Here is a 24778-nt window from a genome sequence, read left to right as displayed (position 1 = left end):
GTCACATCCTCGCAGCGGGCGCCGGCACCGCCGGCACGGGCAACAGGGCGACGACCCTGGTGCCCCCGCCACGACCGGGTTCGATCGTCACGCTTCCGCCCAGCTCGTCGGCGCGTTCCCGCATGGAGGCGAGACCGACGCCGTCGCGGTGCGGGTACCCGAGACCGGTTCCGTCGTCCGTGATCTCGACGCGCAGCCGGTGCTCGTCGAGGTTCAGCGTGACGGTGCAGAGGCCGGCGTCGGCATGCCGGACGACGTTGGTCATCGCCTCGGTGACGATCCGGTACGCGGCGACCTCGACGGCCGCGCTGTGCACCGCCAGATCGTCCGGGCAGTCGACCAACACGCGCAGGCCGGCCCCGCGCAGCGACGTCGCGTGTTCTCGCACGACTCCGACCAACCCGAGGTCGTCGAGAGAGGGCGGACGCAGCCCGTGCACGACCTGCCGTACGTCGGTGACCGACTGACTGATCAGCGCCTTGATCTTCGCGATCAGCCGGGACGCCTCGGCGTCCGCCGACCGGTCGGAGAGCACGTCGACCTGCAGGCTGGCCGCGGCCAGCAGGGGTCCCAGGCCGTCGTGCAGGTCACGCCGAATCCGCAGGCGTTCCTCCTCCCTGGCCCGGACGATGCGCTCCCTGGACTCGCGCAGGTCCTCGGCGAGGCGAGCAGCCCTGACCGCGACGGCGATCTGCCCGGCGAGGTCGGCGAGCAGATCGAGTTCCCGCGCGTCGAACCTGGACTGGCCCGAGCGCCGGCCGACCAGCAGCGTTCCCTCCTGCCGCCCATGGCTGATCAGGGGAAACGCGAGCAGGTTGGGTGCGGCGGCGACATCGGCGCCGACCACGACCTGCGCGTGCGGCAGGCGCAGCATCGTGCTGAGGGCGTCCGTGACCGTGCGCAGCAACTCCTCCAGCGCGTCGGTGCGGGCCAGCCGCTCGGCGAGTGCGGTCAGCACCTGGTACGGACGACTGCGATCGCCGAAGAGGAGCCGGTCGACGACCCGCATCAGCCTGTCTTTGACGGGACTCAGCGAAACCGACACCACGGCCGTGGCCAGCAGTGACGCACTACGGCTGGGACCCGGGGCGAGCAGTGTGGAGGTCGCGGCGAAGCATCCGAGGTAGGCCGTGATCACCAGGCCGGTGAGCACCGAGTAGACGATCGCGCGATCGAGCACGACGGTGATGTCGAACAGGTCGGCCCGCAGGACCGCCACTCCGGTGGCGGCCGGCAGTGCCGCGACCCCGACGCCCTCCAGGGTGGAGCCGACCCACTCGGGGGTCCACGCGTCCGTCGCGAGTCCGACCACGGTGCTGACGATGAACACCACGGCTGCCAGCGCGAGCCACGCGAGCCGTCTCCGCTCCACCCCACCGGCCCGCCGCCACCGCACGATGATCGAGGCCATTCCGATCACGGTGAGGCCGAGCAGTGCGAAGAGCATGACCGCGGTGACCGCGGGGGCGACCGCCTCCAGCGCGGCCACGCCCAGGGGGTTCTGCGCGGGGTCGTCCTCGAAGATCCGTCCCGGCGTGACGACGACCGACGCGATGAGGACCGCCAGCGCGGCCGTGGTGCCGTGCAGGGCCCACCGCCAGCGCGGCGTCGGCAGCCGCCCGTCGGGATAGAGCAGCAACGGGTACGCCGTGGCGCACACCCACCCGAGGGCGAACAGCGCGTTCTGGACCAGCACCAGCAGCGGTCCCACCACGGAACCGGGGTGCGTCGCGACCATGTGCTGGGAGAGCCCGTCCAGCACGGCGGCGCCGTACTGCAGCACGCCCACGGCGAGGAAGAGCCAGCCGACGCGGTTCTCCGGGCGATGCCACGCGATCAGGCCGCCCACCAGCGGGAAGGCGAGGAAGCCGGCGAACCAGATGATGTCGGCGGCCGTCGGCGCGTCCACCGCGCTGAGCAGGCCCGCGCCGAACGCCGTCACGGCGAACAGGACCACCGACACGCCGAGCAGACCCGCTGCGCCGAGGCGCGACGGACGAGTGCCGACCACGATCATCTCCTTGCGTACTGCGACGGTTCCACGCGGTTCCGCGGGGTTCCTCGGCGGTGCTCCACGGTGGTGCGGGAACGATAACGCGGCCCGCGTCCCGTCGTCCCGGGACGTTCGTCCCGTGGGCGGGCGGGCGCGGAACCGGGACTCATGAGGGCGCTCGTCCGTCGCCCCCGGGCCGGCGGGCCGACGAAGGTCATGGGGACGGCGTCGCTGACGATCCGCCGTTCTCACACACCTGGAGGAGAGATGTCCACGATCAACGCCGACGCGGCGGTCGAACCGGCGGCCGCGCGGCCTTCCGCGCGGCCCGCGTACGGCATCGCGGCGGGCGCGGCCCTTGCCCTGTTCGTCCTGACGTTCGGCACATGGGCGCCCGAGTCCCCGGAGGTCGGTCAGGCCGGCGCCGCGGAAATCCGCGCCTGGGCGTCCGAGGCCGCCTCGACTCTGCAGATGAACGCCTTCGCCGGCGCGCTCGGCCTCGTCGCGCTGATCGTGCTGACCGGCGCGCTGGCCCGTCTGGCCCGCCGGTTCCTCCCCGAGTCCTCGCTCCGCGAGGCGATCCTCCTCGGCGGCGGACTGCTCGTCGCGATCAACGCCGTCGTCACCGGTCTCCCCCTGCTCTGGGTGCTCTCTGACGTGTCGTCCCTCAGTGACACGGTGGTGCAGACCTGGTACTCCCTTTCCTGGTTCGGCCAGATGCTCGGGGAGATCTCCATCGTCGCCCAGTCGGTGCTGCTGGCCGCGTTCTCGATCGCCGCGCTCCGCGGCAGGATCATCGGCCGGTGGATCAGCTGGCTCGGCATCGTGCTCGCCGCGACCGGTCTGATCAGCGTCGTGGGATTGGTCGTGCCGTCGACGGTCTTCGACACGGCCTGGCTGGCCGCCCTGTACGGATGGACGCTCTGGCTGCTCCTCGTGTCGATCGTCCTCGGCATCCGCCGGCTGCGGGGGTAGCGGCGGATCACCCCGGATGAGGGATCGCCGGCGACGGTCCCCCATCAGGACGGCCGGGCCCGGCTCTCCCGGGCCCGGCCGTCCGCGGTCGGGGTCGAGCCGGGTGCGATGACTCTTTCCACCCCGGTTGGAGACGTCGCCTCCCCGGCCGCCTATGGTCCCGGTATGACCGATCACTACGACGTCGTGGTCCTCGGGGCCGGCCCGGGCGGGTACGTCGCCGCGGTCCGCGCCGCCCAGCTCGGACTCAGCACGGCAATCGTCGAGGAACGTTATTGGGGCGGTGTGTGCCTCAACGTGGGATGCATCCCCTCGAAGGCGCTGCTGCGCAACGCCGAACTCGTCCACCTGCTCACGCACGAGGCCAAGACGTTCGGCATCCAGGTCGACGGCACGCTCACCTTCGACTACGGCGAAGCCTTCAAGCGCAGCCGCAAGGTCGCGGACGGCCGCGTCAAGGGCGTCCACTACCTCATGAAGAAGAACGGCATCACCGAGTACGACGGGCGCGGCTCCTTCGTTGACGCGCACACCCTCCGCGTGGCCGGCGCGGACGGCGGCGAGCGGACCGTGACGTTCGACCACTGCATCCTCGCCACCGGGGCGGCGACCAGGTTGTTGCCGGGAACGGCCGTGACCGACCGGGTCGTCACCTACGAGGAGCAGATCCTCAGCGAGGAGCTGCCCGGGAGCATCATCATCGCGGGAGCGGGCGCCATCGGCGTCGAGTTCGCGTACGTGCTCAACAGCTACGGCGTCAAGGTGACGATCGTCGAGTTCCTCGACCGGGTCGTGCCCCTGGAGGACGAGGAGGTCTCCGCGGAACTGGCCCGGCGCTACAAGCGCCTCGGAATCGACCTCCTCACCTCGACTCGCGTCGAGTCGATCGACGACTCGGGCGAGAAGGTGCGTGTCACCGTGTCCCGCGACGGCCAGACGTCGACCCTCGAGGCCGACAAGGTGCTGCAGGCCATCGGCTTCCAGCCCAACGTGACGGGATACGGGCTCGAGAACACCGGTGTACGGCTGACCGACCGGGGTGCGATCGACATCGACGGGCTGTGCCGTACGAACGTGCCGCACATCTTCGCCATCGGCGACGTGACCGCCAAGCTGATGCTCGCCCACGCGGCCGAGTCGATGGGCATCGTGGCCGCGGAGACGATCGCGGGCGCGGAGACCATGGAGCTCGACTACACGATGATCCCGCGGGCCACGTACTGCCAGCCGCAGATCGCCAGCTTCGGCTTCACCGAGGCGCAGGCCCGCGAGCGCGGCTTCGACGTCAAGGTGGCCAGGTTCCCGTTCACCGCGAACGGCAAGGCGCACGGACTGGGCGACACCACCGGGTTCGTCAAGATTCTCAGTGACGCGAAGTACGGCGAGCTCCTCGGCGCCCATCTGATCGGCCCCGAGGTCACCGAGTTGCTGCCGGAGCTGACCCTCGCTCAGCAGTGGGACCTGACCGTGACGGAGGTGGCCAGGAACGTCCACGCCCATCCGACGCTCGGCGAGGCGGTCAAGGAGGCCGTTCACGGACTCGCCGGTCACATGATCAACATGTGAGCAGTCGCCGTGCGGTGCCGGCGGAGCCTCGACGTCGCTGTACGGATCGCCGTGCCGCGACCCTCCGCCGGCCTGGATCCCGGTGCCGGAGCCCGCGGCACCGGAGGCACGCGCGGTCGAGGGCGTGCGGGCACGACCTGATCTCTTTCGACCTGCCGCGACCGCTGTTAGTGTGACGGCATGTTCCTCCCCCGTGCCTAGGACATCGGACCGGTCGCATCGTTGCGATGCGGCACTCCGGCGTCCCTGACAGCTCGCAGCGCCTCGGATGCGCGCTGCTTTCCTGAGGAACATCCCCAATGTCTTCGCCTTCGCGACCTCCGTCGTACGTCGCCGTCCTGTCCCATCCCCTCGCCAGGCGTGCCTTCAGCGCCGCACTGCTGGGCCGGCTGTCCTACGGGACGGTCTTCCTGTCCCTCACGTTGGCGCTCACCGCCACTACCGGTTCCTACGCCCTCGCCGGCGGCGCCATCGCCCTGTTCGGCCTCACCACGTCCGTGCTCGCCCCGCTGAGGGCCGGGCTGATCGACCGCTACGGACCGCGCAGGGCCCTGCCGCCGATGGCCGTCCTGTACGCGCTGCTGCTGACCTGCCTGGCCGTACTCACCTGGCGGCCAGGGACCCCGAGCGGGCTGCTGGCGGCTCTCGCGGCCGTGGCCGGCGGTTGCGCGCCACCGCTCGGGCCTGTCATGCGGACGCTGTGGAGCGACCTGCTGCCCGATCGAATGCTGCTGCAACGCGCCTACAGCCTGGACACCGTCGCCGAGGAACTTCTGTTCGTCACCGGGCCGCTGCTCGCCGGCCTGGTGGCCGCCCTCGCGAACCCTGCCGCGGGGGTCGCCCTGAGCGCCGCCCTGATAGCGATCGGCACCTTCGCCTTCGTGTCGGCGCCGGCGGTACGCGCCGCCCGGTCGTTCCGCGCCGGCACCTCCTCTGCCGCCGCGGAGGTCGAGGGACCTGGCATGGCCTCGGCGCCGGCCGGACCTGCGCGGTGGTGGAGGGGCGGTGCGGGCACGCTGATGCTTCCGATCGCGATGTCAGCCGCGGTCGGACTGTGCCTGGGGGCGCTGAGCCTGCTCATGGTGGCCTTCGCCGAACGGCATGACCAGACCGCGGCGGTGGCGTGGGTCGAGGCCGCGCTGGCGGCAGGAAGTGCGGTCGGCGGCCTGGCCTACGGCGCGGTCTCCTGGCGCGTCTCCGGGGCGGTGCGGTCCCCGGTGCTGACCACCGCGCTCGGCCTCGCGCTCGCCGCGGCCGGAGCCTCGTCGAACCTGTACACGCTGGCCGCCGCGACGTGCGTCATCGGGCTGTTCGTGGCTCCCGCCCTGACCACGGCCTACCTGCTCGCCGACGAGTCCGCCAGGCCGGAGAACCGGACCCGGGTGGGCGCGTGGGTCAACACCGCCTTCAACATCGGCAACTCCATGGGCACCGCGGCAGTCGGCCTCGTGGTGGACGGCCTGCCCCTGGGTTTGTGTTTCGTGCTGGCGGCGACCCCGGCCCTGCTGTCGGCTCTCATCGCGGTGGCTCGGCCGGGACGACCCGCGACGAAACCGGTCCGCGGCCGCACCCACGACCTGGAGGCCTCTTGACGGCGCCGCTCGAGCCCCTCGTATTCCTGCCGCGCACTGTCGCGGAGCACACCGCATCTCAGACGAGGTCGCAACATGAAGACCGAAATGGTCCCTGCTGCCCTTATCGGCATTGTCGTTAGCAAGATCGATTCCACATAGGACCTGCCGCGAATTCGCGCCATAGCTACGGTGACCGTGCGCTGAGCAGCTATCCGAAATCCGGGACAGGATCTACGAACTCGCCCGGGAGCGTGGGCTGCGAGTCGACTGGGCTGAGACAACACGAACGGCTCGTCTACGTACGACCAAACGCAGATCACCATCGCCCGTGCGGTCGTCCCCGTCCGGGCCATCCGACCTACGCAGCTCAACGACCTGGAACACGCTCTTGAGCACGTGTTCGGAAAGGACTGACTTCAGTGACCACACATCGTCTTCGATTCAGGGTCACCCGGGAGACGGCCCTCGACACGGGAACCGTCGTCTGGGGTGCTGATCCAATCGATGCACCCATCGCTGGGGGCGTTTCCGGAGAGACTTTGACGGAACTCCGCGAGGAAGTCGAAGCGGTCAAGCATTTCATCCTCGACCTCCCTGGTGATGTGCCCGTGGCTGTGGAGTACGTCTTCGAACTCCCCGGGGTCTCTCCCGAGGAACTGACCGCATACCGCGAGACCATCACTCAACTGAGCAGGCACCTACGGGAGGCGGTCTCTCCGACGAGGACAGTGCAGCTCTACTAGGGACTCCCGGCGTGCTGGCACAGTCACTCGCCCGCTCGGCCTGACAACCGGGAACCACACAGGACGTTCCTCCAAAGAAGAACGCCCTGGTCAAGGCGGAGCCGTCTCGGCGAATCGAACCTCAGCCCTTAGGTCCACAAGCAGGAGCATGGGCATCCAGATTCGCCGAGCGGCAAGCTGGGGCCACAGGTAAACCCGAATCCCCCGCAGAGTGTCTCACTTCTGTGCAATTGCGGTTAAAACATGTCATTTACGGGCGAACGGCGTTCGCCCTCCTCCTAAGCGTCACGCTCGCCGCCATGCTGATCGCCATCGCCCACCCCGCCTCCGCCGGGACGGTGGCGATTCGGTATGCGAAGGCCACCGCGCCGGGATGGAGCACACCCATCGAGGTGAGTGCGAGTTCGGACAGCGACATCACCGAGGTCACGGCAAGGCTGCGGTCGAACAGCAACAAGGAGCCGTTCGCGACGGTCACGGACTTCGAGCTGGTCAGCGGGACCGCCGCCGACGGCGTCTGGCGGACCTCCCAGCCGGTGACCCTCGAGAAGGGTCTCATCTACATCGACGTCGAGATCGCCGACGCCTCAGGTCTGACCTTCGCCAAGAAGCCGGCCCTCGTCCTTGACCGCCGGGGCATGACGCGGTTCAGCGAGTTCACCATCTCGCCGTCCACCGTGGACGTCGACCACGACACCGTGACGTACAAAGGGCGACTGGTCTACGGGAGCGGCAGCGGCAGCGAGCTCGGGGTGCCCGGCGTGACGATCTGCCTGAACCTCGACGGCGCCTGCGCCGGCTACGCGACGACCGACTCGGCCGGAAGGTTCTCCAGCGCCGTCCACCTGTACATCAAGGGCATGGACACGAACATGATCGAGAGCGAGACCTACGCGAGCTACTCCGGGAGCCCGGGGTACTCCAGAGCCGCCTCGACGCACAGCCTGCTCAAGGTGCGCCCCCAGGAGACTCGGCTGTCCATCGGTTTCTCCTCTCCTCCGACGATCATCGGCGCCACCGTTCAGGTCACCGGTCGGCTCGAACGCAAGAAGGCCGATGGCCACTGGGCGGGCGCTCCGGGGCAGGACGTGAAGATCTCCGTCTACGACCTCGACACCAAAAAGGACATCGATCTCGGGACGACGCGGACGAGATCGGACGGGAGCTACTCCAAGTCGGTGGTCGTACCGCAGGCCACGCAGTGGTTCGTGAATTTCGAACCGTTCCCCTACCTGACGCGGAACGGTGTTTCCGTCCCCGGCCCCTATCAGGGGAGCAGTGAAGGCCCCGAGAACGTCATCTACTCCTTCTACCGCTCCTCGATCAGCCGGTTCACGGTGTCGCCGAACCCGGCCGCCAAGGGCGCACAGATCACCGCCAGTGCCGTCGTGACCAGGCGCACCGCCACCGGCCCGGCGCTTCCCGCGACGACCGGCTATGTGGATCTGGAGTTCTCCAAGAACCGGAAGACCTGGACCGTGGTGGGACAGAGCCGCCTCACCTCCAACGGGCAGGTGAAGGTGCACGCGACGGCCGTGTCGTCCGGCTACTGGAGGCTGCGCTACCAAGGTTGGGACCGCAATCTGGATGCTCTCAGCGGCACCGCCTACGCGACGGTGAAGTACCGGACGTCCGTCTCGGGGTTCAACGCGAAACCCGAGCCGGTGCGCAAGGGTAAGACGATCACGGTGGGCGGAACGTTGAAGTACCTCACCACCACGCAGTACCACACCTTCGTCTGGCGCCCTCTGGGCAGTAAGACCGTGAACATCTACTTCCAGGCGCACGGATCGAAGTCCTGGTCCTATGTGGGCACCGCCGGCACCGACCGCTACGGCAGGTGGCACAAGGGCTTCAAGGCGCGGAAGGACGGAACCTGGATGGCCAAGTACAAGGGCAACGTCACCTACCTGGCCGCCAACAGCACCAAGGACTACGTAGACGTCCGCTGATGCCGGTGCTGAACGGCCACGCATGTCGAAAGACCCGAAGGCCCTTCGCGAAGATCGCGAGGGGCCTTCGGCATGCGTGCGCAGGAAAATCGAAGAGGGTTCCGCCTCACCTCACGGGCGCCGAGCCCGGTCGTTCCAGCTCGCTCCGGTACGCGTCGAGGACGAGGCCATGGAAGTGATGGACCGCGTGCTCCGACAACCCTGATCCGCTGGGATCGTAAACGATCTTCCCTTGGGTGAACGCGGGGGTGCGCATTCCGCGCTGGACGCTCTCCACCAGGGCGATGTCCTCCACCTGGAGAACCTCGTCGATGTACCGGATGCTGTCCAGTTCCGCCTCGTTCGGGTCCGTGGTCTCCAGGTAGAAGTCCCAGATCTCGCGCGTCCGGTCCGGGCCGTCAGGGATGATCTGCAACACCATGAAGTTCCCACGGCCGGGATAGCGCAGCAGGCAGGTGTTGGGCCACAGCCACCAGACCGCGTGCTCGGTGACCGTCGCGCCCGACACGTCGTAGGCGGAGTTCTCCGCCTTACCCGCCTGGGCCATGTGGCTGGAGTAGATCCCATAGGTGGTGACCCGATAGGTGCTCATGTCGACCAGGGACACGAAGTCCTTGTGCGCCACATGGCAGTGGTAGCACTCGAGGAAGTTGTCGACGACGTTCTTCCAGTTGGACGCGATGGTGTAGGTGAGCCGGCGCGCGAGGGTCAGCTTGGCCACGTCCGGCGCCCGCGCCTCGATCTCCGCCTCGAGGTCTCCGGCCTGCTCGGTCAGAGAAGGCGCCGTGGGGTCGAGGTTGACGTAGACCATGCCGCCGAACTCGGTGACCTGGATCTGGTCCAGGCACACGGTGGAGGGGTCGAAGCCCGGCATGTCGCCGGTGTTGCGCGCGCGCCTCAACCGGCCGGTCAGGTCGAAGTTCCAGGCGTGGTACGGGCACACGATGCTGCGCCGTACGCCGGACCCCGTCAGGAGTTCGTGTGCGCGGTGCTTGCACACGTTGTAGAACGCCCGGAGCGTGCCTGTCTCGTCCCTGACGGCGACGATCGGCATGCCGGCCACCGTGCCCGTCACGTAGCTTCCGGGCTCTCGCAGCTTCTCCACGTGGCACAGCCACTGCCACGTGCGAGCGAAGATCGCCCGCTGGTCGACGTCGAACCACTTCGTATCGGTGTAGGCGTCGGCGTGCAGCGACATCGACAGGGCGGGGTCGGGGTCGTATCCCGACGAGATGTGATCGATCGCTGGGATCGGATCCTGCGTCACCGTACCTCCAAAGCCTGACACCGACACGGGTGCCCGGCGGCGACCCCGCGGGCCGGCGCACAGGTCCCGCGCCGGCCAGATTGAGGCTAATGATCCTTTTAGTGAAGGTTCAATGCCTCCGGGCATCCGATCACCACCCATGTACGGCCAGAGGCTTCGGCACATGGATCGCCCGGCCTGGGTTGCATTCCGTACCCCGGTACAGCCTTACCGTCGAGATATGGAGGGTCCACTCGCACGAGGGACGGGTGGCGTCGGCGGAGGGAAGGTTCATGGAGTGGGCACCGGCTGACTGCACGCTTCCATCCCAGGAGCGGCCGTTGCGAGTGGCGGAGTTCGACGAGCTGTTCTCCTCCGCCTTGCGGGGGCTGGAGCGAGTGGGTCCGACCCACCTCCGGCTCGTGCTCGACGGCGGGCCACGGGTGGAGGAGACCACGCGGGACCTGGTGGCCAGGGAGACGAGTTGCTGCTCGTTCTTCTCCTTCCGCCTGAGCATCGCGGGACCGACCCTGATCCTGGACGTCGAGGTGCCCGCCGTTCACTCTCGTGTGCTCGATGGGCTGGCTGCTCGCGCGAACGGCCAGGTGGCGTCATGACCGACGGCCGGCTGCGTGCCGGGGAGGTCGCCGAAGCGGCGGGGGTCAACGTTCAGACCTTGCGCTACTACCACCGGCGCGGCCTGCTGGAGGAACCGCATCGGAGCAACGGGGGACATCGGCGATATCCGCCGGAGGTTGTGACCGTCCTGCGGTTGATCAAGGCGGCGCAGCGGCTCGGTTTCACGTTGGACGAGGCTGCGGAGCTCATCGATGCCGCTTCGCCTCGTAGCGGCAGGCGAGGCGGCGGCCTGCGACGGCAGGCCATGAACAAGCTGACCGAGGTGGAACAGAAGATCGCCGATCTGCGGCGGATCCGTCACACGCTGACACAGGCGGTGGATGCCGGGTGTGACGACCTGATGACCTGCGCGGCCAGTCCGTGCTGCCCGCTGGGCCTCTAGGAACCGGGCCCGGAAGCTCCGGAGTGGGTTCAGGGGCTGAAGCGGTAGCCCATGCCCGGCTCGGTGATCAGGTGGACGGGGCGACCCGGATCCTTCTCGAGCTTGCGGCGTAGCTGGGCCATGTACTGGCGCACGTAGTGCGTCGCGGTGACGAACTCAGAACCCCAGACCTGGGTCAGCAGCTGGCGCTGGCTGACCAGCTTGCCCGGGTTGCGCAGGAGGATCTCCAGGAGGTGCCATTCTGTGGGCGTGAGCCGTACGCCACCGGTGACCGTCTTGCTGACCAGGTCGATCGCGTGGTCGCCGAGCTGGATGTGGGCGAGTTCGCCCGCATGGATGGACGCCCGGCGGCTCACCGCCCGGATGCGGGCCAGCAGTTCGTCGATGCTGAAGGGCTTGGTCACGTAGTCGTCGGCTCCGGCGTCAAGCGCGTCGATCTTGTCCTGGTTTCCGGAACGACCGGAGAGGACGATGATCGGGACGGTGGTCCATCCGCGGAGTCCGTGGATGACGTCGACTCCGTCGATGTCAGGCAGCCCGAGGTCGAGCACGACCAGATCGGGATGCCAGTCGGCGGCGCCCCTCAGCGCCGACCCTCCGTCGGTCGCGACCGCGACCTCGTAGTGGCGGGCGACCAGGTTGATCCGGAGCGCCCGGAGAATCTGCGGTTCGTCATCGACGACGAGAACACGTGTCACGAGACCATCCGAACGGAACTCGCCTCCAAGGACGTGGGCAAGAGCACGGCTCATGGTGAGACCTCCCCCAGGCGTCTCATCGGGCGACCCGCGACCGGCGGGCCGGCATTCCGAGCACTACCAGCACGTCAGCCACGAGGACAGTCTGCTCATCCGGCTGGTGGAGACGAGGTGAAGCCCCACTCAGTCCCAGTGGAGAAATGGTGAACGGTGGAAGTCAGGTCGCGCATCCACCTTCCACGAGGGTGAAGGCCATGACGGCCCCGACGGAGCCGCCCGACGTGATCATCCGGTCGCGCCCTGATCCGTCCTGCCGAGCCCGCGCGCGAGGATGACGGCGGTCTCGGCGACGACCTTGTCGTCACTGGCGCCGTCCGCGGTACGGCGGTTGGTGAGGATCACCATGATCACCGGTGCGCCGGACGGTGGCCGTATGACCGCGATGTCGTTCGTGGTGCCGTAGGTCGGACCGGTGCCGGTCTTGTCGCCGACGGTCCACTCGCGGGGCAGCCCGGCCCGGACGCGCGCGTCCCCGGTCTCGGCATCGTTCATCCAGCCGACCAGCCGGGTTCTGTCGGCGGGCTCGAGCGCGTCGCTCAGGGTGAGCGCCCGCAGGTCGCGCGCGTAGGCGGCCGGGGAGGTGGTGTCCCGTTTCTCACCGGGCTTCCAGACGTTGAGCCCGGTCTCCCAGCGGTCGAGCCGGCTCACAGAATCGCCGAGCGAGCGGTAGAACGCGGTGAGCCCGGCCGGTCCGCCGATCTGCTTGAGCAGCAGGTTGCCCGCGGTGTTGTCGCTCACGGTGATCGCCGCTTCGCACAGTTCGGCGACGGTCATGCCGGTGTCCACGTGTTTCTCGGTGACGGGCGAGTAGTCCACGAGGTCGTCGCCGCCATAGTGGACGACCCGGTCCATCAGCCCGGGATCGGACTGCCGCGCCTTCCGCAGCACCGCCGCGCAGACCATGGCCTTGAACGTCGACAGCGTCGGGAACAGCTCGCCGGCCCGGTGGCTCACGGTCCTGCCCGTCCCCGTGTCGATCGCGTACGCGCCGATGCGTCCGTGGTGCCGCTGCTCGAGGTGGCGAAGTTGTCGGCCGACCTCCGCCTGGGACGGGAGCGGCGACGTCGTCGGCTGGGGAGTTCGTGTTGTGGCGCTTGGGGTGACCGCTGGGATGGCCGCGTTCTTGGCGGTCGTGGTCTCACCGCAGCCGGCGAGAACGACGAGGGCGGACAAGGCGAGCCCCGTTGCCCCGAGCGAGACCAGAAACCGTGACGGGTCCTTCATTTCAAGCAATGTCGAAGACCTCCTCTGCCTGGCCGGCCGGCCATTCTGCCTCCTGAGATCGTCCACCGTGCTCCGCATATGCAAGGACGATGGCAAAGAAGGAGCAATCCCCTCCGCCGTAGACCGCTGAACCGGAGGCCGACGCCCGACCGTTGGGTATGCAGAACTATGTCCCTTATGTCCTTTATGTCCGCTTCGGAGATGATCACCGCCGGCGGACGAGAGGCGGGTGAACGACGAAATGAGTCGTCATCTTGCGGGGAGTTCGACCGTCGGCACGGCCGTCAGCGTACGACTTCTGACGTTGACCACGGCGGCCATCACACTTTGCGTGTTCATCACACCACCACAGGCGAGCGCGAGCGCCGGGACGACCCCTCAAACCACGTGGGCACCCGCCTCCGCGGACGAGCGCGGCCCTGTCCGGACCCGCAATCACGGGCGGCACAACCAGAACGCCCCGGCCATCAACAGCCCGTCGACCCACAAGGGTGTGCAACAAGTGAACAGCACCAGCAGGACCACCATCACCCAGTCCGGATCCTGCAGGGGCCGACGTTGCAAGATCTCCCAGAGGCTCCGCTTCTCCCAAGGCGGTGGGCGCCACGGTGGATGGCGGTCCAGGCATGGACATGGACGGCGTAGGTGACGCCCGCGCGCCCGACAGATCCGCCGATCAGGCGTGAAGCCGGTTCCCCCTGGCAGGGGATGATGTTCCCCCATCGGGGGGAGCCGACTTGCACCGGCGGCCGGAATAGTCGACGGCATGGCACTCAGATCCGCGAGATGGCGGCCGCGTGCGGCGGCGGTGTGGACCTTCGCCTACGGTGCGGCCCACGTGTGGTGGCCGGCCGATCCCGGGTCGCCCTTCGCCCCACCTGACGAGCCGTTCTCGCCCGGCCGATGGGCTGCTGTGACGCTCGCCCTTTCTGCGGCGGCGGTGTGCTCACTGATCGCGGCCGGGACCGGACGCCGCTGGGCGGCGTCCGTACGCCGGACCCTGGTGGTGGCGGCGTGGGTGGCCGGAATCGGCCTGATCCTTTACTCCTACATGCTCGCCATCAGCCTCGCCGCCATGTTGTTCGCCCAGTACGACGACTGGGCGAGCCTGCTCACCCGCGCAGCGGGGATGACGGGCGGGGCGCTGACACTGGCGTGCGCCGTCGCCGAACAGCACCGGATCCGACGGGCCTGCTCCGGCTGCGGCCGGGTCCATGGCCGCTCGCCCGAGCATCGCACCGACCCCGCGCCGAGGTGGGCGTATCTCGCCGCGTACGTCGCGGTCGCGGGGTGCGCCGCTCGCGTGACCGCGCTGGTGATCGACGACCTCGAGGCGGGCAGGCCGTTGCCGCTCGCACTCGATTCACCGTTCACGCTCTTCGTCGTCCTGCTGGTTCTCGCCGGCACCTTGCTGCCGCCGGCACTGGTCCATCGCTGGGGACGGATCTGGCCGCGCTGGGTGGTGCCGCTTGCCGGGCGCAGGGTGCCGCGATGGCTCGTGCTCGGCCCCGCCCTCTTCGTCGGCGCGAGCCTGACCGGCTACTTCGGCCTGGCCGGGATGACGGCGTGGATCCTCGGCAAGGGCAACCTGGCCGGTGCCACGGTGTGGAGGCTGTTGATGGAGATGTTCGGCTACACGCTCTGGGGCTTGGGCCTGCTCGTCGCCGCGATCTCGTATTACAGCCTGACCAGGCCGGACTGTCCTCTCCCAGGCTCCGGGCCTGCCGAGGAGGGAGCCTCAGCCGCGTACCGACGCGAGGGACAGCAGGGCCGTGTCCACGGCGGAGACGAGCCGGCGCGGATCGGGGTCGGCCTTGACGATCACCTGCAGCCCTTCGAGGAGCATGGTGAGCATGGCGGCCGCGGCGGGGAGGTCGACCGCGGCTGAGATCTCTCCCTGCCGGGCGGCGGCACGCAGTCCTTGCAGAAAGCCGTCCTCCACGACGGAGAAGACGCAGCGCACACTGCTGGCGACCTCGTCGTCTCCGGGGAGGACTTCGCCCGCGGTGTTGGCGATCAGGCACCCGCGGGGCTGCTCCTCCTGCGCGGCCAGGTCGATCCAGCCGATCAGCACGGCCCGGATCCGGGGCAGGACCGGGCCCCCCTCCGCCAGCGAGGGGCCGAAATCGTCGGCCAGGCGTTCGCGGTAGCGGGCGAGTGCGCGCAGGAAGAGGGCGTGCTTGTCGCCGAAGGTGCGGTAGAGCGTGCCCGGATGCACGCCGAGCGCCGAGGTCAGGTCGGTGATCGACGTCGTCTCATAGCCCCGCGTCCAGAACAACTCCATGGCGCGGTCGATGACGTCCTGTTCGTCGAAGGTTCGGGGTCGAGCCACGATCGAACGATACCCCAAGTTGAACGCTCACTCTCAAACCTGTTACCGTCCGATTTGAGAACGCACACTCTCAAACTCATTTGAGAACGCGCGCTCAACAACTGGTGGCCGGCTTCAGATGTGCTGCCGGAGCCGGGAACGCCTTGGCGATCACTTCGCCGCCTCAGCGTCATCTACCTAGGAGCACCTGCATATGAGCATCGGAATCATCGGTGCCGGCGCCATCGGTTCGGCGATGGCCGAGATCCTGTCCCGAGCGGGCATCGACGTCACCATCTCCAACAGCCGCGGGCCGGACACGCTCGCCGATCTCGCGAAGCGTCTGGGACCCCACGTCCACGCGGGGACCCGGGAACAGGCGGCCGAGCAGGACATCGTGTTCGTCGCGGTGAACTGGTCCAAACTGCCTCGCGCCATGGCAGGCCTGCCCGAGTGGAACGGCCGGATCGTCATCGACACGAACAACTCCATCGAGGCGCCGCTGTTCCAGCCGTTCGAACTGCACGGCAAGACTTCGAGCGAGGTCTTCGCGGGCATGGTCCCCGGCGCGCGCGTCGTGAAGGCCTTCGGCCACCTGAGTCCCGGCCTGCTGACCGCCGATCCCGCCGCGCGCGGAGGTCGCCGGGTCCTCTTCCTGTCGGGAGACGACCATGCGGCACGGCAGACGGTGCGAGCGCTGATCGACCGCCTCGGCTTCTTCGGCCTGGACCTCGGTCCGCTCGCCGTCGGATCCCGTCTCCTCCAGTTTCCCGGCGGCACGCTTCCCACGCACCACCTGGTGAAGGTCGACTGACCGCCGGCCCGGGCATCCGGTGCCTCAGCCAGGCCCTCCGGTTGGCCCCACCCCGGAATGAACGCCTACGTGATCGGCCCCGAACCGGTCCCGGCGGCAACCCCTAGATGAAAGAAAGCAGGAGCGTCATGACTCGTCAACCCCTGGCGGGAAAGGTGGCACTGGTCACCGGTGGCTCGCGCGGCATCGGAACGGCCACGGCTCTGCGTCTCGCCGAAGACGGAGCGGATGTCGCCATCACGTACGTGTCCTCGTCCGAGCGGGCGAAGAGTGTGGTGTCGACGATCGAGCAGCGCGGCACCCGGGCGGAGGCCTTCGCGTCCGACCAGGCCGACCCGGAACAGGCGGCGAACCTGGTCGACAAGGTCGTGGCGGCGTTCGGCCGGCTCGACATCCTCGTCAACAACGCCGGAGTCTTCGTGACCGGCCCCATCGACGCCGAGGAAACCGACTGGGAGGCGATGGGCCGGCAATACGCCATCAACGTCGCGGGAGTCGTGGCCGTCACGCGCGCCGCCTCCACGGTGATGGGCGCGGGCGGCCGGATCGTCTCCGTGGGATCCACGGCGGGCGACCGTACCCCCTTCCCCGGCCTCGGTGATTATTCCGCGACCAAGGCGGCGATCACCGCGTACACCCGTGCGTGGGCGCGCGACCTCGGTCCGCGTGGCATCACCGTCAACGCGGTGCAGGCGAGCTCGATCAGCACCGACATGAACCCCGATGTCGGGCCGTTCGCCGATGTGCAGCGCTCGATGAACGCACTGGGACGGTACGGCCGGCCTGAGGAGATGGCCGCCGCCATCGCGTTCCTCGTCGGTCCGGACGCCACCTTCGTGACCGGTGCCACGTTAAACGTCGACGGCGGCTTCAACGCCTGACGCGTACCCCCACTCCAGTGGCGTCCGGCCGCACATGGCCGGCCAGGCCCCAGGGTGCGACGGGCGAAAGGGTCAGGGCCGTCAGACCTGTCGGTCTGACGGCCCTGTTCGACCGGTTCATGGTCAGGCCTCGTTGAAGGTGTCCTTGTTGGCGCCGACGGGGGTGCCGAGGAGGAGGCCGCGGATGGTCTCCATGATCGGAGTGAAGGGCTGGTATTCGGCGAGCCGGCGCAGGACGGTGGGCGGGGAGTCGGTGGGGACGCCGGTCACAGGCTGCGGGCGACGATGTCGCCGTAGGCGGTGGTCGCGTGGATGTCGAGTTCGGCGGTGCCGTGGTTCATGAGCCCGTTGTGGATCCGGCCGTAGGAGGTGCCGGCGTCCAGCGAGGCCGAGACGCCGGGGGCGGCGCCGACCGAGATCTGGCCGGCCTCGGTGCGCAGCACGACTGTGCCGCGTACGGCCTCGGCGACACGGGTGTCGCCCTTGCTGGTGCTGATCTCCGCGGCCCCGGTGAGGCGGCCGACCGAGACGTCACCGGCGACGGCGGCGAGGCGGGCGTTCGCGGCCTCGTCGAGCCACTTGGGCCTCTGACATGGGAGCCGCCTTGGGGAGCACACGGCTGCGATTTCGCCCTGTCCGGATGTAGGTGGTTCCTGGCCGGACGGAGGCAGCGCCGCACGCCGATCGGTGGGCAGCCTGGATGTCGGACACACGGTCCACAGCTCGACATACTTCCCGAAAGTCAGAGGTCATGCCAGAGGTCATCGCAGGGTTGGAGATTCCCGAGACAGCGGCGGTCGCCGAAGCGACCAGCCTCATCCAGGAGACGACCAGCCCCCTCATCTACCACCACTCGCGGCGGGTCTTCTTCTTCAGCCTGATTCACGCCCACAAGCTCGGCGTGAACCCGGACCCGGAACTGCTCTACCTGGCGGCCATGTTCCACGACGCCGGCCTACTGACTCCCTTTTCCGACGTCGAGCAGCGCTTCGAAGTCGACGGCGCCGACCACGCGGGCAAGTTCCTCCTGGACCGGGGTTTCTCGACGGCCGCCGCAGAGACCGTCTGGACGGCGATCGCGCTGCACACCACGCCGGGCATCCCCGGCCGGATGGCCCCGGAAATCGCGACCATGCAGCTCGGCGTCCTGACCGACGTGCTCGGCTTCGGCCTGGACGGACTGGAACACGATCAGTTGGCCGAAATCCTCGCCGTCCACCCACGAGGGGACTTCAAGAACGAGTTCCTGCGGGCCTACGTCGACGGACTCAAGAACCGGCCGGAAACCACGGATGGCACCGTGAACTCCGACGTGCTCGAGCACTTCATCCCCGGCTTCCAGCGCACGACGACCGTCGAACGCATCGTCGGCTCGCCCTGGCCGAGCTGACCGGACACCACACGAGGCAGGCTTCTCCCCCGGCGAGTTCGACCGGCCCGGAACGTGATCCGATCGCGCCGGCCGCGACCGGACACCCGGCATCCGAACTCGACGACGTGCGACACCCTCCAGCGGGAAGCTCCAACGAGTGGAGCGGCCGCGCCCGCACTGGGCCATCGGCAACGCATCCTCGATTCGGATCCGCGCATGATTCGCGTCTCTGACGCGTTGAGCTCATCTCGTCCTATGGACTCATCACTCTTAATGGAGAATTTATGTTTTGGCGGAAAAAATGGCGATCCGCGGCCATTGCTCTGGTGGCTGCGTTCTCGGTCCTGATCGTGACCGGGACCCCGGCGTCCGCCGCCACCGCACCGGGCGAGTGGGACTACTGGAAGACCGAAAGAGTAAACGGCAACCAGAACCTCTATGCGACAGGAACGATCGCTGAAGCAAGGAATGGAGGCCACCTGTTCAGGGTGTGGAGAGCCAACGACGACACCAGTTACCTATGGGCGTCCTATGGCGACACCGGACAGGCGTTCCGGCTCGACGGGGCGGTGTCCTGGGCCTCTCCCACAATCGTTCCCTGGGGTCGCAGTGGATTCGCCCTCTTCCATACCGGAACGGATGGTCGAATTTACTGGGCCACCTACGACGACTACCTCAACTGGTCAGGTTGGCACGCGATCGCCGGCCAGACGACGCAGTTGTCGACTCCCGTATCGGTCGCTCAAGTGGGTGCGGGCTCACGGGAGCTCTACATGGCCTACCGCAGCGGGTCCGACTTCGGCATGTGGGGCAGCTTCTTCAACGGCAACAGCTGGCAGAACGCCCAGAATTTGGGTGGACGTACTTACAGCTACCCCACTGTGACCTGGAACCCGGGCACTCATCGGCTTTACGCCGCGCACACCGGCACCGACAACCACGTCTATTTGCAATGGCAGGAGTACGGCGGCACCTGGCACGGCTGGTTCAGCGTGGGCGGCGATGTCAACGGAGCACCGACCATCGCCGCCTCTTCGACCGGCAACATGCAAGTGGGAGGCCGGGACTGGGATTCATTCGTCTGGTACCGCGAATTCAATTCTTATGGGTATCCACTGCGCGATTGGACTCAGGATCCGACTTTCCTGCGGGCCGCGTGGCCGATTTATCTCAGCGTGGCCGGCGCCGTCATCTACTCGATCATGACCACGTCCTCTGATCACCGAGGTTTCTACAAGGAGTCCTACGACGGCAAATACTGAAGCCTGCCTCGCGGATTCATTGATTTCCAGGTGACCGCATGAGACGGAGGCCTCAACGGCGGGTGAGGACGTAGCTGTACATCACCGCCGTACGGAGATCGAAAGGGCCTCTTGCGTTGATCGCAAGAGGCCTTTGACATGGGAGCCGACTCGGGGAATCGAACCACGGGTGGGTGTCGTGGCCGTCGCTGGTGTGGGTGGGCGGATCGTGCTGCCCCTGGATGCCGATCTGGCCGAGGCGCCGCCGCGCGATAGCGTTCCGTCCGTGATTGAGAGCGGCGGGATTGAGGAAACCGAGCAAACTGCAGGGGCGTCCAACGTTGACCTTGGGCGCTCTCCTCGCGTGGCCTTGCGCCGCATCACCAGTCATGATCAAGACGAGTTACTTGAACGGGTCCATGCCAGCGTCGGATTGAATCTGCCTTCGACCCCGGAGGCGTTCCAGACGTTCCTTAGTCGATTCGATGAGGGACGATCTGCCGAAGGCTTGCTGGTATGTCTGCGCGACACCGGTGCCATTGCAGGCAATGTCAACATCAACAGCATCATTCGTGGGCGCTTCCAGAACGGCTCGCTGGGCTACGCGGCCTTCGCGCCCTACGCCGGTCGCGGGTACATGTCAGAAGGCCTTGGCCTGGTGCTGCGCCACGCGTTCCAGGAGCTGCGGTTACATCGGCTGGAAGCGCAGATCCGGCCCGAGAACCAAGCGTCCATCAAACTGGTCCAACGCCACGGCTTCCGTTACGAAGGTTACTCGCCCGATCTCCTGTTCATCGACGGTGCGTGGCGAGGTCATGGGCGATGGGGCCTTACCAACGACATGCTCGGCATCGTCCCCAACGCCCCGCACCCAACTCAGCCGAACCGTTGACATCGCTCGACACTCAAAGCCCACCGCGCCCACTCGGGCGCCTCGATCATGCTCGCTCAGGGAACCCCGCTCCACGTGGTCTCCGAAGTTCTCGAACACGCCGGCATCGCCATCGCCAAGGACACCTACGGGCACCTCATGGAGGGTGAGATCCGCGACGTGGACGACCAGATCAGCACGGTGAAACGCGAGATGGAAGCCGCCATCGACGCTACGTCTGCCACTTGCCGTTGACCATCAGATCCCGTCCTGCGATCTCGTTGACCTCGCGCCAGGCCTGGATCAGTTCCGGCAGGATGTGGAAGTACGGGTAGTCGCGCTGCTCGCGGGGGTCGAACCCGGTCTTGGCCGCGAACGCGTCGGCGACCTCGTCGGTGATCCCGTCGGCGACGACCGCGGATCCTTCGATCAGGACCACGTCGCGGGTCGGCCCGATCGTGAGCCGGACCCGGCTGCCGGCACGGAGATTGCGGGCCGTGGGGTTGCCCGCCGCCGTCGAGATCAACAGCGTCTCGCCGTCCCAGAGGAACGACAGCGGCACCAGATACGGCGTACCCGCTCGGTCGGCGGTGGCCACCCAGGCGTCGACGTCTTCGTCGAGGCGGCGCCGGGTGTCCTGTATGCGCTGCGCGAGCGATCGAGGCGGGGCCTTCATGCGTCGGGTCTCCTGTTCCGGATACGGGTGAGGAAGGTCGGACGCCGTGGCCCGCGGTGACACCGTCGGGCCACGGAACTCAGTTCGCTGCCTGCTTGACCAGCACGGGGATCCGCTCCTCGCCGGCAGGAGCCCGCAGGAGGTCGCGCCAGTCGGCGGGCCAGTTGGCCGGCGCGAGGATGCCCATGATGACGAGGTGGGTCGGCGCGGCCAGTACTTGGTCACGGCGCCCAACGCGAACTCAAAGGCAAGAGACAAGTACAGACCGGTCGGACGGCGTCTCGACATATCTGTTGTTTCGGGGAGAGTCGGGCGGGGTGCTGCCTCCGCACGGTGATTGCATTGCCGCCGGAGTCTTACCTTCAGGGTCAGCCCCGCAGGGTGGTGATGGCCTTCTCGATACGCCGCCGGCGCGTCTCGGGCTTCTTCGCGCTCTCGATGGCGCGTACATGCTCACGTTTGTGGCTGTACGCGAGATCGTCGTACGCGGCGCGGGTGACGGGGTCGGCGTCCAGAGCCTGTGCGAAGTCCTCGGGCTCGACGACGACGCGCGGCTCGGTGTCGAGCTCCAATTCGACCTCGACCTCGTCGCCGATCGCAACACCTGCGGCCTGCCGGTTGGCATTGCTGAGACCGAGCAGGTGGCGGCCGCGCAGGAGGGCGACCCGGCTCTTCCAGGAGTGCCCGTTGACTGTGATCGTCACGGGCGGCGGACCCCCGCCGAGCGCTGCCACCACCTCGGACGGAACTTCTAGGCCCCGCATGGGCTCAGGTGGCTCAACGTGGGCCCGGAACTTCATGATCTTCTCCTGTTCGTCCTGCCGGTTCACCGGCACTCGGGGTCACAGCCGTCCGGGACGGCAGCGACAACGCGCCCCGCCATCCCGGACGGTTGTGTGACAAAGTTCGCGGCTACTCCGCGTAGGGCTGGTCGGTTCCCTGGTCGCTGTAGCCGAGACTCCAGATGTAACCGTCCGGGTCCGCGAAGGAGCCGCCGTACCCTCCCCACGGCAGAGCGCCGGCGGGCTTGAGGATCGTGGCGCCGGCCTTCTCGGCCTCCGCCATGACCTCGTCGACCCGCGTCTCACTGCGGACGACGTAGGTCAGGACCAGTCCGCTGAAGCCGCTGCCTTCGGAGTCCGTACCCACCTGAGCGGCCAGGCCTTCACGGCCGTAGAAGCCGACGGGCGAGGCGCCGTCCGATGCGAAGAACACCGAGATCCCGAAGTCGCTCTGGATCTTCCAGCCGAGCCCCTCGGTGTAGAACTGCTTGGCCCGATCCATGTCCCGGACGCCAAGAAGGATCGAGCTGACGTGTGCCTTCATGCCTTACTCCTTTACAAAGATGGTTATGCGGTGCATGGGGGGTCATGTGCCCGGCCGGGCATCCAGGCAGGCCCCGGACGCCACCCCGGCGCGTGTGTCACTTGACGGTAGAAGCGGCGGCCCGACCGGTGCTTCTTCAAACCTGACCGATGCCGCCGGATCGTTCCTTCCGTTGATGCCAGCGGTCGAGGGCCGCATAGGCGGGTCGCCACTGGTGCTGGTAGGCCTGGCGCGCCGGTTCGGTGAGTTGCGCCAGCATTGCGGCGACGGTCTGGTCGCTCGCGCCATCCAGAAGCCACGGCAGGATTCTGGGTACGGCGGGACCGATCCGCTGGGCGTGGATCCGCCCGAAGCGATTCCACTGCTCCTGGGTGACGGTCGCCTGAATCAGCGGAAGCGCCTGGTCCTCCTCGTGCCTGAGGTGTCCGGTGAGGCCGGTGACCAGGGAATCGGTGAGATCCCCGAGCCGGTCCAACCCGTCCTCGGACGCGGCCAGTACCTCATCGATCGCCTCGATGACCTGGTCGATGGCGGCGTGTTCTGCCTCCATCGCCTCCAGCAGCGTCAGGTCGGCTGGCCGGTCGGCCAGGATCTGGCGCAGCATGGGCCACAGCACGTCGTCCTCGGCGGTGTGGTGGATGTGCAGGGAGGTCTTGAACAGCTCCCAGCCGGCGGCTGTGCGCAGGACGGCACCCGGGTCGGCGCCGACCAGGGTGGTGACTCTGGCCAGGTGCTCGGCTTCCCGGCGCAGCGCGTCATGCATCGCATACATCGCCGTCGTGTCGAGCGCGTCGCTCACGGCCAACTCCTTCGACGGGGCCACCACTTGCGGTCTTGGACGTCTCCCACTGTGGAGTGGCGGCCTGCCAGCATCAACGTGAGATTCCGAGCGATCCGATAACTTGGCGCTTATAACGCAACTAGGGACAACATGGAACTTAGGGACATCGAGATCTTTCTGACCCTGGCCGAGGAGCTGCACTTCGGCCGAACGGCCGCCCGGCTCCACGTGTCCCAGGCGCGGGTCAGCCAGGCGATCAGCCACCAGGAACGCCGCATCGGGACCCCGTTGTTCGACCGCTCCAACCGCCGCCAGGTCCGCCTGACCCCGGTCGGCCGACAGTTGCGCGACGACCTGCTCCCGGTTTACGCGGGCCTACACGAAAGCCTCGAACGCGCCCGGATGGCATCGCGCGGCATCAACGCGCGACTGCGGGTGGGCATGCTGCCCTTCAACGTCCACGACCTGCATCCCTACTGGCGGACATTCCGCGACCGGCACCCGCAATGGGAACTGCAGTTGCGCCGCGCCCCCTTCATCGACCCGTTCGCCGGGCTCCGCGACGGCGACATTGACGTACTGATCGCCTGGCTACCCGTGGAAGAACCCGATCTCACCGTGGGCCCGATCCTGTTCACCGACCCACGAGTCCTCGCCGTCACCGCCGAACACGAGTTGGCCGGCCGGTCCTCCGTACCCCTGGAAGCGCTCGGCGGTTTCCCACACGCCACCGCCCCCCACATGCCGGACTACTGGGAGAACAGCTACCTCCCCTTCCACACCCCGCGTGGCCAGACCATCGAACGGATCGAACCCATCACCAACCCCGACGAGCTGATCAACCTGGTCAGCACCGGCGAGATCGTCCACAACTTCCCCGCCCACGTCACCCGATATTGGGCGATGGCGCACCTACAGTGGCTACCCATGCCGGACATGCCACGCCTGACCTACGCCCTGATATGGCAGACCGAGGCCGAAACCGACCTGATCCGAGCACTCGCCCAGACGATCCACGACCTCGGCCCCACCCACGGCTGAGCAACGTCGCGATCACCAGCAACATCCACCCCTCCGCGCCGACCCCCGCTATAGCCTCCACGAGGGCCGTGTTCTCGACATCGGCCGCCTCTGGCTACCGAATTCGCAGCTCAGCTTCCTGTTCGTGTCCCTCCCCTATTCGCTCGGTCCCGAATTCGAATACATGGAAGAGGGCGTCCGCATTCTCTGGCTGCTGCCGATCGCGGCCGGTGAGGCCGACATGATCACACGGGCAGGATCGATGTGTTCGAGGAACTGATGGAGACGCGGTGTCAACTTCCTCGATACTCGACGGCCATCTGTTGCCTGAAACGGCAGATGATCGGGCCCGCCGGGGACCTTCACAGCCCGGACTCGACAGGGGTGGGCGATCAACGATCACAGCTCTGGCAACGCCACCGTCCGGACCAGT

General features: G+C 67.7%; 24 protein-coding genes and 1 pseudogene. 14 read left to right on the top strand and 11 right to left on the bottom strand.

All coding sequences use genetic code 11. The features are described from left to right. Position 1 precedes the first annotated feature (1 nt). Positions 2-2011 (bottom strand): sensor histidine kinase, encoded by a 2010-nt coding sequence (locus tag Pka01_RS34115; protein ID WP_203887090.1) that lies wholly within the window; start codon positions 2009-2011, stop codon positions 2-4. Positions 2012-2260: 249 nt separating this feature from the next. On the opposite strand from Pka01_RS34115, the gene Pka01_RS34110 reads away from it, so the two are divergent. The 5 genes from Pka01_RS34110 (at position 2261) to Pka01_RS34090 (ending at position 8803) form a co-directional block, all read left to right on the top strand. Beyond that, positions 2261-2968 carry a hypothetical protein gene (locus Pka01_RS34110; protein ID WP_203887089.1) on the top strand — a complete coding sequence of 236 codons (708 nt, stop codon included), beginning with the start codon at positions 2261-2263 and terminating at the stop codon, positions 2966-2968. 165 nt (positions 2969-3133) lie between these two features. Beyond that, a complete protein-coding gene (lpdA, locus tag Pka01_RS34105) occupies positions 3134-4534 on the top strand; it encodes a dihydrolipoyl dehydrogenase (RefSeq protein WP_203887088.1) in 1401 nt (466 codons plus the stop codon). A gap of 299 nt (positions 4535-4833) precedes the next feature. Continuing rightward, a complete protein-coding gene (locus Pka01_RS34100; protein ID WP_203887087.1) occupies positions 4834-6126 on the top strand; it encodes an MFS transporter in 1293 nt (430 codons plus the stop codon). 401 nt (positions 6127-6527) lie between these two features. Then, positions 6528-6851, top strand: a complete 324-nt coding sequence (locus tag Pka01_RS34095; RefSeq protein WP_203887086.1) for a hypothetical protein — start codon at positions 6528-6530, stop codon at positions 6849-6851. Positions 6852-7150: 299 nt separating this feature from the next. Beyond that, positions 7151-8803: a hypothetical protein gene (locus Pka01_RS34090; protein WP_203887085.1), complete on the top strand. Its 1653-nt coding sequence runs from the start codon at positions 7151-7153 to the stop codon at positions 8801-8803. 106 nt (positions 8804-8909) lie between these two features. Here the strand turns inward: Pka01_RS34090 and Pka01_RS34085 are convergent, their stop codons facing one another. Next, positions 8910-10070, bottom strand: coding sequence for an aromatic ring-hydroxylating oxygenase subunit alpha (locus Pka01_RS34085; RefSeq protein ID WP_239115800.1), 1161 nt, complete (start codon positions 10068-10070; stop codon positions 8910-8912). A 326-nt stretch (positions 10071-10396) separates the two neighbouring features. Here Pka01_RS34085 and Pka01_RS34080 point away from each other — a divergent pair, with 326 nt between their 5' ends. Both Pka01_RS34080 and Pka01_RS34075 read left to right on the top strand, forming a co-directional pair. Further along, the gene (locus tag Pka01_RS34080) at positions 10397-10666 is read left to right on the top strand and encodes a hypothetical protein (protein ID WP_239115817.1); all 270 of its coding nucleotides are present in this window, start codon (positions 10397-10399) and stop codon (positions 10664-10666) included. Next, positions 10663-11070 (top strand): MerR family transcriptional regulator, encoded by a 408-nt coding sequence (locus tag Pka01_RS34075; RefSeq protein ID WP_203887083.1) that lies wholly within the window; start codon positions 10663-10665, stop codon positions 11068-11070. Before Pka01_RS34080 ends, Pka01_RS34075 begins: the two co-directional genes overlap by 4 nt. Before the next feature lie 29 nt (positions 11071-11099). On the opposite strand, the gene Pka01_RS34070 is transcribed toward Pka01_RS34075, so the two are convergent. From Pka01_RS34070 to Pka01_RS34060, 3 genes are all read right to left on the bottom strand, one after another. Beyond that, the gene (locus Pka01_RS34070) at positions 11100-11768 is read right to left on the bottom strand and encodes a response regulator (RefSeq protein ID WP_203887082.1); all 669 of its coding nucleotides are present in this window, start codon (positions 11766-11768) and stop codon (positions 11100-11102) included. A 285-nt stretch (positions 11769-12053) separates the two neighbouring features. After that, the gene (gene bla, locus Pka01_RS34065; RefSeq protein ID WP_203887081.1) at positions 12054-13052 is read right to left on the bottom strand and encodes a class A beta-lactamase; all 999 of its coding nucleotides are present in this window, start codon (positions 13050-13052) and stop codon (positions 12054-12056) included. Between the two features lie 1738 nt (positions 13053-14790). Further along, positions 14791-15384: a TetR/AcrR family transcriptional regulator gene (locus tag Pka01_RS34060; protein WP_203887080.1), complete on the bottom strand. Its 594-nt coding sequence runs from the start codon at positions 15382-15384 to the stop codon at positions 14791-14793. A 193-nt stretch (positions 15385-15577) separates the two neighbouring features. On the opposite strand from Pka01_RS34060, the gene Pka01_RS34055 reads away from it, so the two are divergent. Continuing rightward, positions 15578-16177: an NADPH-dependent F420 reductase gene (locus Pka01_RS34055; protein WP_203887079.1), complete on the top strand. Its 600-nt coding sequence runs from the start codon at positions 15578-15580 to the stop codon at positions 16175-16177. A 128-nt stretch (positions 16178-16305) separates the two neighbouring features. Further along, entirely contained in the window at positions 16306-17058 is a 753-nt protein-coding gene (locus tag Pka01_RS34050) for an SDR family NAD(P)-dependent oxidoreductase (protein ID WP_203887078.1), read from the top strand. A gap of 147 nt (positions 17059-17205) precedes the next feature. On the opposite strand, the pseudogene Pka01_RS34045 reads toward Pka01_RS34050, so the two are convergent. Continuing rightward, positions 17206-17319: pseudogene (locus Pka01_RS34045) on the bottom strand (ABC transporter permease); the annotation flags it as partial. A gap of 5 nt (positions 17320-17324) precedes the next feature. Continuing rightward, a complete protein-coding gene (locus Pka01_RS34040; RefSeq protein WP_308442313.1) occupies positions 17325-17675 on the bottom strand; it encodes a DUF4097 family beta strand repeat-containing protein in 351 nt (116 codons plus the stop codon). Positions 17676-17809: 134 nt separating this feature from the next. On the opposite strand from Pka01_RS34040, the gene Pka01_RS34035 reads away from it, so the two are divergent. The 4 genes from Pka01_RS34035 (at position 17810) to Pka01_RS34020 (ending at position 20797) form a co-directional block, all read left to right on the top strand. Continuing rightward, complete coding sequence (locus Pka01_RS34035) at positions 17810-18448, top strand: HD domain-containing protein (protein WP_203887077.1); 639 nt, start codon at positions 17810-17812, stop codon at positions 18446-18448. A 266-nt stretch (positions 18449-18714) separates the two neighbouring features. Further along, positions 18715-19692, top strand: a complete 978-nt coding sequence (locus tag Pka01_RS34030; protein ID WP_203887076.1) for a DUF8189 domain-containing protein — start codon at positions 18715-18717, stop codon at positions 19690-19692. Between the two features lie 178 nt (positions 19693-19870). Further along, positions 19871-20563 carry a GNAT family N-acetyltransferase gene (locus Pka01_RS34025; RefSeq protein ID WP_239115798.1) on the top strand — a complete coding sequence of 231 codons (693 nt, stop codon included), beginning with the start codon at positions 19871-19873 and terminating at the stop codon, positions 20561-20563. A gap of 48 nt (positions 20564-20611) precedes the next feature. Beyond that, entirely contained in the window at positions 20612-20797 is a 186-nt protein-coding gene (locus tag Pka01_RS34020; RefSeq protein WP_203887075.1) for a site-specific integrase, read from the top strand. Here Pka01_RS34020 and Pka01_RS34015 read toward each other — a convergent pair. From Pka01_RS34015 to Pka01_RS34000, 4 genes are all read right to left on the bottom strand, one after another. Then, positions 20775-21218 (bottom strand): pyridoxamine 5'-phosphate oxidase family protein, encoded by a 444-nt coding sequence (locus Pka01_RS34015; protein WP_203887074.1) that lies wholly within the window; start codon positions 21216-21218, stop codon positions 20775-20777. The two genes, Pka01_RS34020 and Pka01_RS34015, sit on opposite strands and share 23 nt — an antisense overlap. Positions 21219-21586: 368 nt before the next feature. Further along, a complete protein-coding gene (locus Pka01_RS34010; RefSeq protein ID WP_203887073.1) occupies positions 21587-22018 on the bottom strand; it encodes a YdeI/OmpD-associated family protein in 432 nt (143 codons plus the stop codon). Between the two features lie 112 nt (positions 22019-22130). Then, the gene (locus Pka01_RS34005; protein WP_203887072.1) at positions 22131-22544 is read right to left on the bottom strand and encodes a VOC family protein; all 414 of its coding nucleotides are present in this window, start codon (positions 22542-22544) and stop codon (positions 22131-22133) included. A 136-nt stretch (positions 22545-22680) separates the two neighbouring features. Next, positions 22681-23343 carry a hemerythrin domain-containing protein gene (locus Pka01_RS34000; RefSeq protein ID WP_203887071.1) on the bottom strand — a complete coding sequence of 221 codons (663 nt, stop codon included), beginning with the start codon at positions 23341-23343 and terminating at the stop codon, positions 22681-22683. A 132-nt stretch (positions 23344-23475) separates the two neighbouring features. Between Pka01_RS34000 and Pka01_RS33995 the strand changes: the two genes are divergently transcribed. Next, a complete protein-coding gene (locus Pka01_RS33995; protein ID WP_203887070.1) occupies positions 23476-24366 on the top strand; it encodes a LysR family transcriptional regulator in 891 nt (296 codons plus the stop codon). Positions 24367-24778: the final 412 nt, after the last annotated feature.

The organism is Planotetraspora kaengkrachanensis (assembly GCF_016862895.1).
Taxonomy (GTDB): domain Bacteria; phylum Actinomycetota; class Actinomycetes; order Streptosporangiales; family Streptosporangiaceae; genus Planotetraspora; species Planotetraspora kaengkrachanensis.
This window is presented reverse-complemented; position numbering and strand designations above follow the sequence as displayed.

Excerpts from the sequence above, each read along its gene's own strand:
- Pka01_RS34055 (WP_203887079.1), top strand. The coding sequence starts at position 15,578 with ATGAGCATCGGAATCATCGGTGCCGGCGCCATCGGTTCGGCGATGGCC.
- Pka01_RS33995 (WP_203887070.1), top strand. The coding sequence starts at position 23,476 with ATGGAACTTAGGGACATCGAGATCTTTCTGACCCTGGCCGAGGAGCTG.
- Pka01_RS34010 (WP_203887073.1), bottom strand. The coding sequence starts at position 22,018 with ATGAAGTTCCGGGCCCACGTTGAGCCACCTGAGCCCATGCGGGGCCTA.
- Pka01_RS34030 (WP_203887076.1), top strand. The coding sequence starts at position 18,715 with ATGTTTTGGCGGAAAAAATGGCGATCCGCGGCCATTGCTCTGGTGGCT.
- Pka01_RS34110 (WP_203887089.1), top strand. The coding sequence starts at position 2,261 with ATGTCCACGATCAACGCCGACGCGGCGGTCGAACCGGCGGCCGCGCGG.
- Pka01_RS34020 (WP_203887075.1), top strand. The coding sequence starts at position 20,612 with ATGCTCGCTCAGGGAACCCCGCTCCACGTGGTCTCCGAAGTTCTCGAA.
- Pka01_RS34050 (WP_203887078.1), top strand. The coding sequence starts at position 16,306 with ATGACTCGTCAACCCCTGGCGGGAAAGGTGGCACTGGTCACCGGTGGC.
- Pka01_RS34015 (WP_203887074.1), bottom strand. The coding sequence starts at position 21,218 with ATGAAGGCCCCGCCTCGATCGCTCGCGCAGCGCATACAGGACACCCGG.
- Pka01_RS34035 (WP_203887077.1), top strand. The coding sequence starts at position 17,810 with ATGCCAGAGGTCATCGCAGGGTTGGAGATTCCCGAGACAGCGGCGGTC.
- bla (WP_203887081.1), bottom strand. The coding sequence starts at position 13,052 with ATGAAGGACCCGTCACGGTTTCTGGTCTCGCTCGGGGCAACGGGGCTC.
- Pka01_RS34005 (WP_203887072.1), bottom strand. The coding sequence starts at position 22,544 with ATGAAGGCACACGTCAGCTCGATCCTTCTTGGCGTCCGGGACATGGAT.
- Pka01_RS34100 (WP_203887087.1), top strand. The coding sequence starts at position 4,834 with ATGTCTTCGCCTTCGCGACCTCCGTCGTACGTCGCCGTCCTGTCCCAT.
- Pka01_RS34075 (WP_203887083.1), top strand. The coding sequence starts at position 10,663 with ATGACCGACGGCCGGCTGCGTGCCGGGGAGGTCGCCGAAGCGGCGGGG.
- lpdA (WP_203887088.1), top strand. The coding sequence starts at position 3,134 with ATGACCGATCACTACGACGTCGTGGTCCTCGGGGCCGGCCCGGGCGGG.
- Pka01_RS34090 (WP_203887085.1), top strand. The coding sequence starts at position 7,151 with ATGCTGATCGCCATCGCCCACCCCGCCTCCGCCGGGACGGTGGCGATT.